Here is a 15,184-nt window from a genome sequence, read left to right on the forward strand (position 1 = left end):
CAAAGGAGAGAAAAAGCAATTGAAAAAGAACGTTCTTATCATTGGTGCAGGAGGTGTCGCTAAGGTGGTGGCCCACAAGTGCGCGCAGCATAACGATGAACTCGGTCGTATCGCTATCGCGTCGCGCAACATCTCCAAATGCCAGGCCATCATCGACAGCGTCAAGGCCAAGGGTAGCCTCAAACAACCCGCCGATATCAAAGCCTTCTCCCTCAATGCGCTGGATGTCGAGGCGACCAAGGCGCTGATCCGTGAAACCGGATCCGAGATCGTCATCAACGTCGGCTCCGCGTTCCTCAATATGTCGGTGTTGCGTGCCTGCATCGATACCGGCGTCGCTTATCTCGACACCGCCATTCACGAAGAGCCGGGCAAGATCTGCGAAACCCCGCCCTGGTATGGCAACTATGAGTGGAAGCACCTCGCCGAATGCCAAGAGAAGAACATCACCGCCATTCTCGGCGTGGGCTTCGACCCGGGTGTGGTCAACGCCTATGCAGCACTGGCACAACAACAGTATTTCGACCGCATTGATTCGATTGACATTCTTGACGTCAATGCCGGTTCCCACGGCAAATATTTCGCCACCAATTTCGATCCGGAAATCAATTTCCGTGAATTCACCGGGCAGGTGTGGAGCTGGCAGAACAGCCAGTGGACCAGCAACACCATGTTCGAAGTCAAACGCACCGACGACCTGCCGGTTGTAGGCTCGCAGAACCTGTACCTGACCGGTCACGATGAAGTGCACTCGCTGTCGAAGAATCTGGACGTACCCAACGTGCGTTTCTGGATGAGTTTCGGCGAGCACTACATCAACGTGTTCACGGTCCTCAGAAACCTCGGCCTGCTGTCCGAACAACCGGTCAAGACCGCTGAAGGCCTGGAAGTCGTGCCGCTGAAAGTGGTCAAGGCCGTGCTGCCTGATCCGAGTTCGCTGGCGCCCGGCTACACCGGCAAGACCTGCATCGGTGACCTGGTCAAGGGCACCAAGGATGGCCAGTCGCGCGAAGTGTTCATCTACAACGTGGCCGACCACGAGGAAGCCTTTGCCGAAACCGACAGCCAGGGCATTTCCTACACCGCCGGCGTACCGCCTGTTGCAGCTGCCCTGCTGGTCGCCCGTGGCGAGTGGGATGTGCAGCGCATGGCCAACGTCGAGGAACTGCCGGCTGAGCCGTTCCTCAAGGCGCTGGACGTCATGGGACTGCCGACCCGCATCAAGGATGAACACGGAGATCGTCCCTGGAACGGCGTAGCCTGAGGCTCGCAATAACCCGCGACGCGTCACTGCCCGCTACAAAAAACGCCGCTCATTGAGCGGCGTTTTTGTCTGCACTGAAAATCAGGACACGGCTTCCGGACATTGTTGCGGCGGATTCCTGCTCTTGCCCTGTTGTTGCCGGGCGAGCAGTGCCTGTACGTCAGCGACGGCATCCAGAACCCGCTGCGCCCAATGCTCATCCTCCGGGTGCACGACAACAACGCGAAAACCGTGATCATGGCCTTCCGAGCGCACACCTTCGGAATCATCGACATGCAAGTCGATATCGAAGGCCGGGGGGAATTTCGACGGGCCGTTTGACAGTCCGTTTGTCGCCAACGCCTGGTTATGCACCACACTGTTGACCACCCCGTCGACGCGGATGCCATACAACAACAGCCAGCGCCTGATATAGGCCGGGGTCCGACCGGACGACGTGTAAACCCAGATACTGCAGCCCTGAAGCCGCAACTCGCGGGTCAATGAGCGCGTACCGCATCGCAGTGGCTCGCCGAGCCAACGATGCAAGCAAGCCGGCAACCAGCTCTGCTCGACGGCACAGTGATGCAGCTGGCAGGCCAGCGTGTCATCGATATCGAACGAAACCCGTATGCGCTGGCGAGCGAATACGCTCATGGGGATAGCACCGAGCATGGCTTGCCAAACGCGGCTGAATAGGGGCTCCTTAACTCTGCAGCAATCTCGTTAAGTTTTTATGAACGTTGGATGGCAGGACCCCGCCTCAATCGTTTTGACCCCTTGCTACCCTTACTCACGCGGCCTGATTGATTACACCGATATCCTGCTGGATTGGTAAACGATGCTGAAATTGAAGCCTTGCTCGAAAGCTGGTCCCGTCATCGTACCCACCACCTCGCACATACCTATTCTGCTGCGGCGACTTGATGACCTCTCCGCGATTTTCCGGGGCGCTTGACGTTGAGCAAGTGCGTTCGCTTGGAGAGGCTTCTCCCAGAACCGTTTTAAACGTTTGTTTGCGATGCTGAACTCATTCGTCAGCAAAATGATGTGCCGGAAGCCTTGAGCCGGTTGTCGATAGCACATTTCCATTATCACGGGCTGCCAATGCGCATCGGCGGATGGAGTCTTCCGAAAACGTCGCGAAAACCATTCTGACCATGCAGCCTGATGACTTGGTTTAGTGCCGCTCATCTTCAGATAAAACTGAAAAGGTGCCTGTGATGAACACCTTTTTTTCGGGCGAAAAATAAATACCAGCATCCCTTCGAAATGCAGGCGTCAACACGAACGATTCTTTAAGACCAGAAGCCTTTATGCGGCTCAGCCGCCTCGCCCTCCAGCATCGGCCCCAACACACTGACCTTGCGCTGCCCCTTGGCGAACACCTCGCGGCACGGCAAGGAGAACGTCGGGTTCTCCGGATGATCCCCCGTCAATCCCAGCAAGGCATGCTCCGACAACGCATAAACCACCCGCCCGATCCCGGTCCAATACACCGCGCCAGCGCACATGCAGCAAGGTTCGGCACTGGTGTACAGCGTGCACAGTTCCAGCTCTTGCGGTGACAGAAGCTTGGCCGCTGCCGCTGCTGCAACCAGTTCGGCATGTTGGGTAGGATCGCCTTCCGGCGGCATCGAGTTATTCCCCGCTTCGACAATCACCTTGCCGTTGCGATCGGCGACCAATGCCGCGAACGGATGGCGACCGCGTTGTTTCGATGCCTCGGACAAGGCGATGGTCTGGCGCAGCAAGGTCAGATCAAGCTCGCTGACGCCGGCCGGGATGAGCTGAGTGAATTGATTCATGAGTAACTCCTGGGCAGTGGAAAACAAACAATCAATCGGCCAGTTCAGCGCCGATGGTTTCGGTCGATTTTTTGTCGTTGTTCAGCAGCACGTTGAGGACAATGGCGGTGATCGCACCGAGGAAAATCCCGCTGTCGAGCACCAGTTTCAGGGTCGGGGCGACGTGTTCGAACAGCGCCGGAAAGGACATCGGCAGTACGCCGACACTCACCGAAACCGCAACGATGATGCCGTTGCGCGTGCCCTCGAATTGCACCCGCGACAGTTCCTGAATTCCCGCCACTGTGGTCATGCCGAACATCACGATCGCGCAGCCACCGAGCACCGGCGTCGGCACTGCGGCGATCAACGCGCCGAGTTTCGGGAACAGCCCCATCAGCACCATGATTGCCCCGGCCGCGGCCACGACGAAGCGGCTTTTCACGTTCGAAAGCGCGATCAAACCGGTGTTTTGAGTGAAAGCGTTGTAGGGAAAACTGTTGAACAAGCCACCCAGCATGGTCGATAGGCCATCGGCGCGGAATGCGTTGCCGAGGGTCTGTTGCGTGGTGGCTTTGCCGGTCAGTTTGCCGATCGCCAGGCAGTTGCCGGTGGTCTCGGCCATGATCACCAGCATCGCCAGGGTCATGATCAGAATCGGCACCGGCGCAAATTCCGGCGCGCCGAAGGCCATCGGCGCACTCAGCTCGAACCATGCGGCTTCACTGACCCGATTAAAGTGAGTCATGCCGCAAGCCGCTGCGATCAGGCTGCCGACAAACAGGCCGATGAGCACGCTGAGGTTGCCGAGGAAGCCCTTGCATTTGGCATAGATCACCAGTGTCACGCTGACTGTGACCAGGCCCAGCAACAAGTTCGCGGAATTACCAAAATCCGCCGAGTCGGGATTGCCGCCGCCCAGCCAGATCGCCGCCGCCGGCATCAGCGAGATGCCGATGATGGTGATCAGACTGCCAATCACTACCGGCGGAAAAAACCGCAGCAAGCGGCTGAACACCGGTGCCAACGCAATGGTGATAAAGCCCGCCGCGATCACCGCACCGAAAATCTGACTGAGGCCGAATTCCTTGCCGATCATGATCATCGGCGCCAGGGCTATGAACGAGCAGCCCTGAATCAGCGGCAGCCGCGCGCCGAACTTCCAGAAGCCAAGGGTTTGAATCAACGTCGCCACACCCGAGGTCAGCAGGTTGGCGTTAATCAGTAAAACGATCTGCGCCGAAGTCAGCCCCATCGCACTGCCGAGAATCAGCGGCACCGCCACCGCTCCCGCGTACATCACCAGCACATGCTGCAAGCCAAACGTGAACAACTGTCGCAGTGGCAAAACCTCGTCCACCGGATGAATGCGTTGTGTAGTCATTTCACACGCTCCTGAAGGTGCGGCATCTGTTGAGATCGCGGGCATGCTCAGGGGCGCTTGAAAGTCAGATCCGCCCCAGAGATCGTTTGACGCGGGGCCATAGTTGAACGTTTATTACGATGAAACAAATTAGCAACCATCGTTTTTTTCGATGGCACAATCAGGCATTCGTTAGCCGCTCCAAACCTTTATTTTCGACCCGGGAGTTCACCGCTTGCGCTTCTCACTCGATCAACTGCTGATGTTCGTCCAAGTGGTCAAAAGCGGATCGTTCTCCGCAGCCGGGCGCCAACTGGGCAAGACCCAATCGACCATCAGCGCGGCGATTGCCAACCTCGAAACCGACCTTGGCGTCGACCTGTTCGATCGCAGCAACCGCAGCCCTGCCCTCACCGCCAGCGGCCACAAATTGCTGGTGCAGGCCGAAGCCGTGCTCGAACGCTGCATGACCTTCGAAGCCCACGCCGATTGCCTTTCGGACAATGTCGAAACCAGCCTGACACTGGCGATTGAAACGCCGTACGGCCCGATCATGCCGGTGCTCAAGGCCTTCGAAGCCGCGTTCCCCTTTGTCGACCTGATCATCCGCCATCCGGTGTATGGCGACGTCAGCGAACTGGTCAGCAGCGGCGAAGCGGTACTCGGTGTGGCGTTTTCGCAGCCCGGCTACCCCAAGGAACTGGCGTTCCAGCAACTGGGCAAACTGATCATGCTGCACGTCTGCCATCCCGAGCATCCATTGGCGCAACTCGACAACGTCACCTTCGACGACCTGCACGTCCATCGCCGCCTGGCCTTCAGCGCCCACGCGAGCAAACTGCCGAGCAGCGAATACCTGCGCTCGACCCAGTTGTGGCAAGCGGAAAGCTATCTGGCGTTATTGGAAATGGTCCGCGCCGGGCTCGGTTGGGCCACCCTGCCCCGCCAGCTCGTTCAGCGTGAACTGGCCGAGGGTGAGCTGGTGGAACTGCAGCTCTCGGCATATCCGCATACGGACTGGCAGATTGGTGTGGATCTGCTGTGGGCGCGGCAACGGCCGCTGGGTAAGGCCGAGCGGTGGTTGAAGGAGAAATTGCAGGGGAATAAGGTGTATGAACTGGATCGCAATGGGCAAATCACGACGCTTTGATTAGGCTGTTCACGGCGGTGAAAAAGAGGCCCGCCAAAGCGGGCCTCGATCAAGGGCTTTTGTAACTAAGCCAGCTCGGCTGTTTCAGGCTGACCGGAGCTTGTCACACCGTTGCCGCTTCAACCGTTCTGGAACGCCACGCAAACCCCAACACCATCAGCAACCCCAGGCCCGCCATTGCCGCGCCGGCCAGGGAGATCGCCGGATAACCCAGCCCGCTACTGATCACCGCTCCGCCCAGCGCCGCGCCAATCGCGTTGCCGAAGTTGAAGGCGCCGATGTTCACCGCCGAGGCCAGATTGGGCGCGTCCTTCGCCGCTTCCATGACACGCATCTGTAGCGGCGGCACCAAGGCGAAGCTGGCGATACCCCAGATCAGGATGGCCACGGCGGCTGGCAGCGGCCAGCGCATCAGTACGGTGAACGCCAACAAGACCAGAATCAGTACGCTCAGCGAGACGATCAGGGTGCGATCTATCGAGCGGTCAGCGGCCTTGCCGCCCCACATGTTGCCCAGCGTCAACCCGACACCGTAAAGCATCAGCATGGCGGTGATGTAGGCAGTGGATGCATGGGTCTCGCTGCTGAGGATTGGCGCGATGTAGGTGAAGACAGTGAACATGGCACTCGAGCCGACGACAGTCAGGGCCAGTGCGGCCAGCACCGGGCCGCGCCCCAATACCCGGATTTCCGCCATGACACCGACGCTTTGCGGCGCCCGAACGTTGGGCAAAGCGAACCACAACGCGGCCATGGTCAGCACGCCCAGGCCGGTAATGCCCCAGAAAGCCGTGCGCCAACCGAACAGTTCGCCAAACCAGGCAGCCAGCGGCACACCGCCGATGGTCGCCAGGGTCAAGCCCATGAACATCGCCGCGACCGCCCCGGCACGTTTTTCCGGGGCGACCAAGGTGGCGGCGACGACGGAGCCAACGCCAAAGAAGGCACCGTGGTTCAGTGAGGTCACGACCCTGGCGACCATGAGACTGTAGTAATCGGTGGCCAGGGCCGACATCAGATTACCGAGGGTGAAAATCGCCATAAGCCCGATCAGCAGAGAGCGCCGGGGAATCCTGCCGGTGGTCAGGGTCATCAGTGGTGCGCCGAGCAATACGCCCAGCGCATAAGCACTGACCAGCAAACCGGCAGCGGGAATGGAAACGCCCAGATCCGCAGCAATACCCGGCAACATGCCCATGGGGGCGAATTCTGTAACGCCGATGCCGAAGGCACCGATGGCGAGTGCAACAAGTGGTGGATTGATACGCATGGAAAGCTCCTCATCTATGCTGCCAATGCTACGATCGCGCCCTTTCAGGCGGTAGATAGCGTTTTTGGCAATCACCTTTGCGTAGGAGGCACAAGTGGATTTCAACGGCAGGTCAGGTGAAATGAGCGTATTCACCACCGTCGCGCAGGAAGGCAGCCTGTCGGCCGCCGCGCGTGCACTGGGCCTGACACCCTCGGCCGTCAGCCGGATCATTGCGCGCACCGAGCAACGGCTTGGCACTCGCCTGCTGTTGCGCACCACCCGAGCGATCACCTTCACCGCCGAGGGCGAAGCGTTCCTGCGCGGCGCCCGGCGGATCCTCGCCGACATGGACGAAGTCGAGGAAGCCATCGCCGATCAGGGCGTGCCCAAGGGGCGTTTGCGGGTCAGTGCCGCCCTTGGCCATGGACGCTTGGCCATTGTTCCGTTGGTCGCAGCCTTCAGCGCGCGTTACCCGAACATCGTCGTCGACCTCACCCTCGGCGACGAAGTGGTCGATATTCTCGCCGGACAAGCCGACGTCGCGGTGCGCTTCGGCCATCTGCCCGACAGCCCGCTGACCGCACGCAGGATCGGCACTACCGGCCAGGTTGTGGTGGCATCGCCCGAGTATCTACAGCGCCACGGCTTCCCGCAGGAACCGGAAGACCTGCTCCAGCACAACTGCCTGCGCTTCAATTTCAAGCGTGCCGAACCCAACTGGCCATTTATCCGCGATGGCAAAGCGTTCTCCCTGAAGGTCAGCGGCAACATCGAATGCAGCAGTGGTGAAGCGCTGGCACAATTCGCGCGAGTGGGTGCCGGCATTGCCCGTATCGGAGAGTTCAGCGTGAGCGAGGATCTGCAGCGCGGCGACCTGATTGCGCTGCTGGAAACCTGCAACCCCGGGGATCAGGAACCGATTCATGCGGTGTTCGTCGGTGGCGCGGCGATGCCGGCGCGGGTGCGGTTGTTCGTGGACTTCTTGCTGGAGCATCATCGGATGTCAGCCGAGACGTAAGCTGATATTTGCGGATACTCGTGATGTTGAATGGGCCATAGCCTTTTTGGGCGCACTATCAATAGGTGTTTGCCTTAAGGGAAAATCTTGAGTGAAGGCATGGCTGACCGGAAATTTTCTAACGACGTCTTGTGTACACTCACGCAAATTCTTCTGCTCTCTGCATGTGCACGAAACTTTTATTACATGCCCCATTTTAATGCTTGATTAGTTAACCCTCCAAAAATAGAGCTTCTACGGATCATTGTTTATTTACCAAAATGGTGCACAAAAAAATAGTTTGACAGCGCGTTCCGAGTTGATCTTAATTACCCCGCCACTCAACTGCATTGCAAAGCAACTCTGTTACTTTGGGCGGTAAAAGCTTTTTATATTGCGCAGTTAATAAGCCTTGCTGCCCCTCTGCCTTGTTGAGTTGACAAGGTGGTTCTCGCCGACTACTGTGATTTCGATTTCGTTTTACATACGACGTCACAATGGTCTGTGCCGAGAGCTTCCATGTTGAACCAGTCTGTTTTTTGGACTGGAAGCTTCTGAAAGTAAACGTGTTAGTCATCCATAAATACGTAGAGGCAAGAATGGAATCTCAAACATACGAAGTTGTCTTTGGCAAAGAACGTCAACTTGATAAGCCAATCATTGCACTGACCAACTGCGAAGTGGTTTTTTCAAGTAAGGACGAGCTGGATAAGTGTATTATTGCAGTGATGGAGTCTGACGAACGACTTGGAGCTCGACCGGTTGAGGCTGTTTTCTACGACTGGCAACTGGCTACGGTGATAAGGGGCCTGACCATGTTCTTCGGCGTAAGATGGTATGATCGAGAGTATTTTGATCAAAACCGAGATATTTATAAGAATAAAATGCACAACCACCTCTTTTCGAAGTTTGGCGTGAGTGCAGAAAGCTTCAAGGTTAATCATTTTGTAGCCGGCTGATTCGTATGAAGGGTTCGCAATGGCATGGAGCTGTTGCGAACTTCGTACGAAGCAAGGAAATTATCACTTGAGTACATTTCGAAAGTATCTTTGCCTGGACTTGTTACTTTGGATCTACCTCGGTTGCTGGAATACCACGCTACCGCTGATCATCGTGCAGCGAGGAAGCCTGCTGGAGCTGGCTGCCTACGAAACAGCGCTCGCGCTCGCGGCGATCATTTCAATGCTGTGTCTGGCGCCGCGTGTTGAATCAATGCGCCGCAGCACGGCGCTCAAGGCAGGCTGTTTTGCGATCTTGATGGCCAGCGTATTGCGCTACTTTTTTGCCGCAAACTGGTATTCCCTTGATGCGCTGATACTGATCGATGTGATCGCTGCATCAGCATTTGGAATGATCCAGCCTCTCTTGGGCATCTATCCTGCGGAAACCGTTGATAAACATCGGACGGACGCTGCATTTCGCGTCCGACGCATCGTTGTTACTGTTGGCCGGGTTGCTGGGCCTTTGTTGGCGGGTATTGTGATTACGGTTTCCTCACTGGAGGTCTCACTGCTATTTGTGTCGATAGTGGGATTGGTCATTGTGGCTTTAGCCATGGCGTTACCGGTCAGCGCAGCCCCTGCCCTGCAACCCAGAAAATCATCAACCGATCTTGTTAATGACATGCTTTTGGGGCTTAAACTCAAATGCGTTCTACCGCCAGAACAGTTTTTGACGTTTTCCGGATTGCTACTGGGTCTGGCCGTAACAGCGACCGTACCGATGCTGGTGCCAGCGCTCATACACACGCGCGGTCTGGCTGAAGGTAGCGTGGGCTTGTTCAACGCAGTGTTCGCGGGTGGAGCCGTCGCAGGTTTGTTCTTCTTAAGCCCGCTGATTAGCAAAAAGGAAAATCAGCGCAACAAGTATCTTGGATGTTGGGCCCTATTAACGTTTGCACTCTGTGCAGCGACACAAGCCGACGAAATCTGGCAGTTGAGTACTTGCCTGTTTTTCGCCGGGGCCGCGAGTGCTTGCATTACGATGGTCGGAATGGATAAGAGGGTCATGTCGATCCCCTCCGGTGTTCGCGTACGACTGATGGCATCGACATTAGTGATCAGTCAGCTAGGTAGCTCGATTTCATTCATGATGACGGGCGCCATCATGTCCGAATCCGGTGCATCCAGTTTGATGTGGCTTTATCTCGGGGTATTTCTGATTGTCGTCATATATTCCATGCGATCAAAAAAGATATGGCACTTCCTGGAAGATGACGCTGAGTCAGAGCTGTATTACGCAAAAAACCATCCGAAACTGGCGGCAGTCATGAGTCGATGAAATGTCTCCTGAAAATGTGCCCGACATGCCGGGACGACGCGATCACCCATGTTCCGCTGCCAACATTGACCTGAACTGAGAAATGCTTTCCGGAGATAACCCGGCACCTTCAAACACTGCGCAGGTGAAGCTGACAGGGGCGGTGCCTGGAGCAGTAATGATGCGGTCTGCCATCACCGCTATCGAGCTGCTTCGGTAGTTAGAGCCAATCCACCCTGCGAACGAAACTGCCCCGTATCGGGAGCAAAAAACCTGACGTCGATCCCATAAAACGGGGACGCCGTACCAGCAATGAAAGCATATTCCCAGTCCGCAAAACCGGGTGTCAGTACCAAACCCACGCGTGCCATCAGTCAGATCCTCCATGAATGTCCGTAACCTATGACAACAACAAACAGACATCAAGGGCAGCTTCGGGGTCCAGAGCAGTCAAAAACAGACGTCTGAATAACCGTGCTTGTATATTCCCGGCAGGCTGATCTTCACTCCGCCTGCGCGGAATATGATCCAACACCATCCCGTGCGATGTCTGCGCTGAGTTGGAAGATGAATTCACGATCTTGCGGGAGAAGTGACAGTGCTATCCGATCCAGTGGCGCGCTTAGCGCTCAAAGAACTGATTGAAAAACACCTCAAGGGAAGAGATCCCGATTACGACCGTCTGATCGAAATTGTTCAGGATCCTTCGCGGCAAGTTCCGATCAGGGGTGTGCTTGAGGGCATGAGACGCTACAACAAGGTCCAGTACACGCAGCAGGACCTAGGGCTGATCGACGACCTTTTGTACATGTATGGCTGAGACAGAACGTGCTGGTAGCGGGCATGGGCCGGCGTGACTGGTTATGCGACTCATGCTCTCTATAATGAGTCACCGGCCATGCTTGGAGCGCTTGTTATGTCACCTTCCCCTGATCAAAAATCTGCTGTCGTTTTACGCCGCGCTTCAAACTGCGATCTAGAAGATCTGATAGCCATTCGGATTGAGGCCATGCGCGAAAGCCTGGAGCGGCTTGGGCGATTTGATCCTGATCGCGCGCGCGAACGGTTTCATAGTGGTTTCGACGCTAGCAGCACGCGCCGCATAGAAGTATCAGGTGATATGGTCGGTTTTGTCGTTCTCAAAGACCATCAGAGCGAGCTCCTGCTCGACCACTTGTATGTGATACCTAGCGCTCAAGGAGCGGGGATAGGCACCGAAGTTCTCACTCGGATTTTCAGAGAGGCGGATGAGATCGGACGCCCTATTAAAGTTGGCGCTCTCAAAGAAAGCGCTTCAAATCGCTTTTATATCCGCCATGGTTTCGTATTTGTCGAAAGCGGTGAATTTGATAATTATTATGTCCGCGCCAACAGTAATACCGTTCGTTTGGGCGACAGGCGGGATGCCCGTACAGATACTTTCGGGAGTGATTAATGAGCAATGACCCCTGTGCTTTAGCTGCGCGCATGATTCGCAATTTCAATGATGTGCCGCTGCAATACGAGCGCCGCGACCCTCTTTACGAGAGCCATGGCGCGCGCCTCGGTACTGACACCGTCGCGCAGAAACTCGGTGCGTCGGTGGACATCGTCGCGCCAGGCAAGCGTTCTTGTCCCTACCACTTTCATTATGCTCAGGAAGAGATGTTCGTCATCCTGGAAGGGTTTGGCACCCTGCGCGTGGCGGGTGAAATGTTGCCGATCCGGAGCGGCGACGTCATCTTCATTCCGGCCGGCCCCGAATATCCGCATCAGATCATCAACACCTCGGATGCGCCGCTGAAGTACCTGTCCATTGGCACCCGAGAAACCCCCGAAGTCTGCCAATACCCGGACTCCGGCAAATATCAGGCGATGGTCACAATCAATGGAGCGCGCGCGTTCACCGCTGTGCAGCGGCCCGGGACTACGCTTGATTATTGGGACGACGAACCATGAGGGCGCCGTGTTGATGAAGCCTGCCAGAGAAATGAATCAGGGAAGTCTAGTGACACTACATCTGGTTGGAGCGGTCATTTGCTTTTGCCTATCCAACGTTTTGTATAACCTCGGGAAATTCGTTTCGTACCCCGCATTGCAATATCCAGGTTCCCGATATGCAGACTGACCAAAACAGACTACTCGCCCTCGCATTGCTAGAGATCAAGACTTTACTTGTTGATTATCTGGGTAGCGGTGTAGACGCTCCGACGAATGTTCGCGTGGCGGCGCATATTGCCTATGCACTTCATAACGAGGCGGAGGCTGTTTACACCAATGCTGACTTTGCGCTCGATGGCGCATCCCAAAAAATCGCTGCGATCGATCAAATTTTAGGTGTCACTGACGGCGCCGCGCTATTGGGCAGATTTGATATCGAAACCTAAGTCATTCCAGATAATGCCAAGCCAGGATGACTGTTATTGGCCGATAGCAGCCGATCACGAATGGCAGATTTCGCCCCAGCTTTTAAAACAAACGGAAGCAAGTATTCAGCTTACTGTCTGTGAGGTGCAACCCGCAGCAGTCGTCCGCTGAGGCGCAGGCCGTCACGCATATTCATCCCCATTAATGCGAGATTGGTGGCCCCTGCGATCAGTTCAATTACCTGCACGAAGTAAAAACGCGTATCCAGACTTCCCGCCGACGCCCATTGGTTAAGAAAAATGGCGCACGGCAGCAGAACCAACAGGCCATTGGCGGCAATGAATGGCATGCGTTTCTTCTTCAAAGCGACCAGTCGTCCTTGTCGTTTCCGACTCATTAACACTCCACTTGCACCGGTCGCGATGATTGCCGGTACCAGTATCCAAAGCCCGGGACTCACGATCAGGTGCTTGAGTGAGGCTATTGAGTGTCGGGATCCGATGAGCTCGACAAAAATGGTCGACAGAAAGAAGGTGGCGATGCATACCAGTGCCAGCGTACTGGCGATCAAATGTAATCGTCTAAGCATTTATCTAATACCGTCAGACAGTTGGTTAATACTTAGGCCGTGCAGATATTCGACACCGCTACCTTGTTGAACAGATGCGGCATGGCCAAGGCACTTGAGGGATAACGCGCCAAGGCATTGGCGAACTCTGGGTCATTGAAAGCATCACGAAACCGCTCTACCGATTCCCATACGGCGTAATTCAAGAACATGTTGCTGCCCCCGATGGCCTGATGGAGCTGCGTGGAGATGAAACCGGCACGTAGTTTCATCCAGTTGGCATCCAGCTCCCATGCGCAAAGGAGGTCAGGTATATCGTCTGCGTCGACAGTGAAGAGATTGATCAATACCACTGGAGCTTCGCTGCACTGCAGCTGTTGAGTGATGGGGACGATCGGGTCAAGGGGGCGAATAGAAAGCATGGCGACCTCTACATTGTAATCATGATGACAATTTGGTTTTCACGCTCCAAACCTACTGCGATTGACATCATGGTGTCAACGTGGAAGGATTCGCGCCATGAAAAAGACAAACTACACTCCCGCAGGACGCGCCACGAGCGATCTGGTTCTTGAGATCTTTCGAGCAAGTGCGCGTCTGCTTACTGCAGGCGATCGACTCGTCGCGGAGCTAGGTCTGACAAGCGCCCGCTGGCAATTACTGGGTACGATTGTGTACGCCGAACGAGCACAACCGGTTTCATGGATTGCTCGCGACATGGGGGCGAATCGACAGAACGTGCAACGGATCGTCAACGATCTGGTCAAGGATGGCTTGCTGGAATTTCAGCCCAACCCTCACCATCGCAGGGCGCAGCTGGTTGTGCTGACTGAAGCTGGAAAGCAAGCATTCGATTCTGCAATGAAGCTTCAAGCGCCTTGGATCAACGAGCTTTCACAGGGTCTGGACGTCGATGCAATCGAGACCACTCACCAGGTTCTAAACCAACTGCGCAATAAGCTTGAAGAAGATCAAAGCGACTCACCCACCGAGCTTCCACTGGATACAAAAAAGCCCTGACTATTCAGGGCTTTGTCGTTTCTGGGGGACGCGCGACCTGCTCCACATGGGTGGATCGCTTGCGCTTTTTTTCAGCTCTTTACGTGTACTTGCGAGAAGCACTCTCCTGATTGACTAACGGCCCTGCCACTCCAGACCGCTGATGGAATGCAGACGAGGCCATCAAACAGCAACCGAGCCGTGCGCATCAGCCCGCACCCGAGCAATCGCTCGTCCTGCAAGCGCAACGCCACAGTGAACTCGCCCGTCGGATGTTCGATCGACAGGCGTTTCACCTCGCCCTCCTCCACAACCGCCATGTCCGCCGCCACACTGCCTTTGATCAGGCAGGCGGCAGCCACGCTGACCGCGCCGAACACGCCAATGCTGGTGTGGCAGCGATGGGGAATGAAACTGCGTGTGGTGATGGCCCCACCCACCTGCGGCGGTGCAATCAGGCACATCTTCGGCACGTTGCGCTGACTCACATCACCCAGATTCATGCGCTGCCCCGCTTCCAGGCGGATGGACTCCAGACGCTGTTTCAGTGAAGCATTGACATCGAGTTGCGCGGGACTCTCATAGCCACTGCAACCAAGCTCTTGCGCGTTGATCAGCACCACGGGCATGCCGTTATCGATGCAGGTCACTTCAACGCCGTCGATCACGTCCCGGGCGTTGCCGGTCGGCAACATCGCGCCGCAACTGGCGCCAGCGACATCCTCGAATTCGACAATCAGCGGTGCGGCCTGCCCCGGCACGCCGTCGATACGCGCGTCGCCGTCGTAGCGCACCTCACCATCAGACGTTGGCACATGGGCGATGGCGATCTGTCCGGTGTTTTCCATGTAGATCCGCACTGGGGTGACATCGGCTGTCACTGCCACCAACCCACGCTCGATGGCGAACGGACCGACACCGGCGAGGATGTTTCCGCAGTTCTGACCGTAATCGACGCGCGGCTCATCCACCAGCACCTGGGCGAAAAGGTAATCGACATCTGCATCAGCGCGGCTTGACGGTCTGATGATCGCCACTTTGCTGGTCAGCGAATCAGCGCCGCCAATGCCGTCGATCTGCCGCGCATCCGGTGAGCCCATCGCTGCCAGCAGCACGCGGTCTCGCAGCGCGGGCTCTTGCGGTAAATCGTCGGCCAGAAAGTAAGCGCCTTTCGACGTACCGCCGCGCATCAACAGACAGGGAATGCGGGTCTGCGCCAT

17 protein-coding genes and 2 pseudogenes are annotated in these 15,184 nt (G+C 56.3%); 11 read left to right on the top strand and 8 right to left on the bottom strand.

Annotation, left to right across the window (positions count from 1 at the left end):
* Positions 1-19 precede the first annotated feature (19 nt).
* Positions 20-1,264: a saccharopine dehydrogenase family protein gene (locus J0G10_RS15935; protein WP_220556191.1), complete on the top strand. Its 1,245-nt coding sequence runs from the start codon at positions 20-22 to the stop codon at positions 1,262-1,264.
* Positions 1,265-1,345: 81 nt separating this feature from the next.
* On the opposite strand, the gene J0G10_RS15940 is transcribed toward J0G10_RS15935, so the two are convergent.
* Entirely contained in the window at positions 1,346-1,918 is a 573-nt protein-coding gene (locus tag J0G10_RS15940; protein ID WP_220556192.1) for a hypothetical protein, read from the bottom strand.
* 389 nt (positions 1,919-2,307) lie between these two features.
* Between J0G10_RS15940 and J0G10_RS30000 the strand changes: the two are divergent.
* Positions 2,308-2,427 (top strand): annotated as a pseudogene (locus tag J0G10_RS30000) (zinc-binding dehydrogenase); the annotation flags it as partial.
* Positions 2,428-2,541: 114 nt separating this feature from the next.
* On the opposite strand, the gene J0G10_RS15950 reads toward J0G10_RS30000, so the two are convergent.
* Both J0G10_RS15950 and J0G10_RS15955 read right to left on the bottom strand, forming a co-directional pair.
* A complete protein-coding gene (locus J0G10_RS15950; RefSeq protein WP_008077533.1) occupies positions 2,542-3,051 on the bottom strand; it encodes a nucleoside deaminase in 510 nt (169 codons plus the stop codon).
* Positions 3,052-3,082: 31 nt separating this feature from the next.
* Entirely contained in the window at positions 3,083-4,414 is a 1,332-nt protein-coding gene (locus J0G10_RS15955) for a nucleobase:cation symporter-2 family protein (RefSeq protein WP_220556193.1), read from the bottom strand.
* A 214-nt stretch (positions 4,415-4,628) separates the two neighbouring features.
* Between J0G10_RS15955 and J0G10_RS15960 the strand changes: the two genes are divergently transcribed.
* Positions 4,629-5,543, top strand: a complete 915-nt coding sequence (locus J0G10_RS15960; protein WP_220556194.1) for a LysR family transcriptional regulator — start codon at positions 4,629-4,631, stop codon at positions 5,541-5,543.
* Between the two features lie 103 nt (positions 5,544-5,646).
* Here J0G10_RS15960 and J0G10_RS15965 read toward each other — a convergent pair whose 3' ends face one another.
* Positions 5,647-6,813: an MFS transporter gene (locus tag J0G10_RS15965; RefSeq protein WP_220556195.1), complete on the bottom strand. Its 1,167-nt coding sequence runs from the start codon at positions 6,811-6,813 to the stop codon at positions 5,647-5,649.
* A 94-nt stretch (positions 6,814-6,907) separates the two neighbouring features.
* Between J0G10_RS15965 and J0G10_RS15970 the strand changes: the two genes are divergently transcribed.
* The 3 genes from J0G10_RS15970 (at position 6,908) to J0G10_RS15980 (ending at position 10,072) form a co-directional block, all read left to right on the top strand.
* Positions 6,908-7,813 (top strand): LysR family transcriptional regulator, encoded by a 906-nt coding sequence (locus tag J0G10_RS15970; protein ID WP_220556196.1) that lies wholly within the window; start codon positions 6,908-6,910, stop codon positions 7,811-7,813.
* A gap of 578 nt (positions 7,814-8,391) precedes the next feature.
* Complete coding sequence (locus J0G10_RS15975) at positions 8,392-8,751, top strand: hypothetical protein (protein WP_220556197.1); 360 nt, start codon at positions 8,392-8,394, stop codon at positions 8,749-8,751.
* 67 nt (positions 8,752-8,818) lie between these two features.
* Positions 8,819-10,072 carry an MFS transporter gene (locus J0G10_RS15980; RefSeq protein ID WP_220556198.1) on the top strand — a complete coding sequence of 418 codons (1,254 nt, stop codon included), beginning with the start codon at positions 8,819-8,821 and terminating at the stop codon, positions 10,070-10,072.
* A 42-nt stretch (positions 10,073-10,114) separates the two neighbouring features.
* On the opposite strand, the pseudogene J0G10_RS30005 reads toward J0G10_RS15980, so the two are convergent.
* Positions 10,115-10,422, bottom strand: a pseudogene (locus J0G10_RS30005) (hypothetical protein).
* A gap of 227 nt (positions 10,423-10,649) precedes the next feature.
* Between J0G10_RS30005 and J0G10_RS15985 the strand changes: the two are divergent.
* The 4 genes from J0G10_RS15985 (at position 10,650) to J0G10_RS16000 (ending at position 12,417) form a co-directional block, all read left to right on the top strand.
* Positions 10,650-10,871 (top strand): hypothetical protein, encoded by a 222-nt coding sequence (locus J0G10_RS15985; protein ID WP_220556199.1) that lies wholly within the window; start codon positions 10,650-10,652, stop codon positions 10,869-10,871.
* A 96-nt stretch (positions 10,872-10,967) separates the two neighbouring features.
* Positions 10,968-11,486, top strand: a complete 519-nt coding sequence (locus J0G10_RS15990; RefSeq protein WP_102899748.1) for a GNAT family N-acetyltransferase — start codon at positions 10,968-10,970, stop codon at positions 11,484-11,486.
* A complete protein-coding gene (locus tag J0G10_RS15995) occupies positions 11,486-11,989 on the top strand; it encodes a cupin domain-containing protein (RefSeq protein WP_134175494.1) in 504 nt (167 codons plus the stop codon). The genes J0G10_RS15990 and J0G10_RS15995 overlap by 1 nt, the downstream gene beginning before the upstream one ends.
* A 158-nt stretch (positions 11,990-12,147) precedes the next feature.
* Positions 12,148-12,417: a hypothetical protein gene (locus J0G10_RS16000; RefSeq protein WP_122598316.1), complete on the top strand. Its 270-nt coding sequence runs from the start codon at positions 12,148-12,150 to the stop codon at positions 12,415-12,417.
* Positions 12,418-12,527: 110 nt separating this feature from the next.
* On the opposite strand, the gene J0G10_RS16005 is transcribed toward J0G10_RS16000, so the two are convergent.
* Positions 12,528-12,986 (bottom strand): hypothetical protein, encoded by a 459-nt coding sequence (locus J0G10_RS16005; RefSeq protein ID WP_220556200.1) that lies wholly within the window; start codon positions 12,984-12,986, stop codon positions 12,528-12,530.
* A gap of 32 nt (positions 12,987-13,018) precedes the next feature.
* The gene (locus J0G10_RS16010) at positions 13,019-13,387 is read right to left on the bottom strand and encodes an antibiotic biosynthesis monooxygenase family protein (RefSeq protein WP_220556201.1); all 369 of its coding nucleotides are present in this window, start codon (positions 13,385-13,387) and stop codon (positions 13,019-13,021) included.
* A gap of 97 nt (positions 13,388-13,484) precedes the next feature.
* On the opposite strand from J0G10_RS16010, the gene J0G10_RS16015 reads away from it, so the two are divergent.
* Positions 13,485-13,985 carry a MarR family winged helix-turn-helix transcriptional regulator gene (locus J0G10_RS16015; RefSeq protein ID WP_220556202.1) on the top strand — a complete coding sequence of 167 codons (501 nt, stop codon included), beginning with the start codon at positions 13,485-13,487 and terminating at the stop codon, positions 13,983-13,985.
* A 71-nt stretch (positions 13,986-14,056) separates the two neighbouring features.
* Here the strand turns inward: J0G10_RS16015 and J0G10_RS16020 are convergent, their stop codons facing one another.
* A complete protein-coding gene (locus J0G10_RS16020) occupies positions 14,057-15,184 on the bottom strand; it encodes a 4-oxalomesaconate tautomerase (RefSeq protein ID WP_220556203.1) in 1,128 nt (375 codons plus the stop codon).

Source organism: Pseudomonas germanica (assembly GCF_019614655.1).
Lineage (GTDB): Bacteria > Pseudomonadota > Gammaproteobacteria > Pseudomonadales > Pseudomonadaceae > Aquipseudomonas > Aquipseudomonas neuropathica.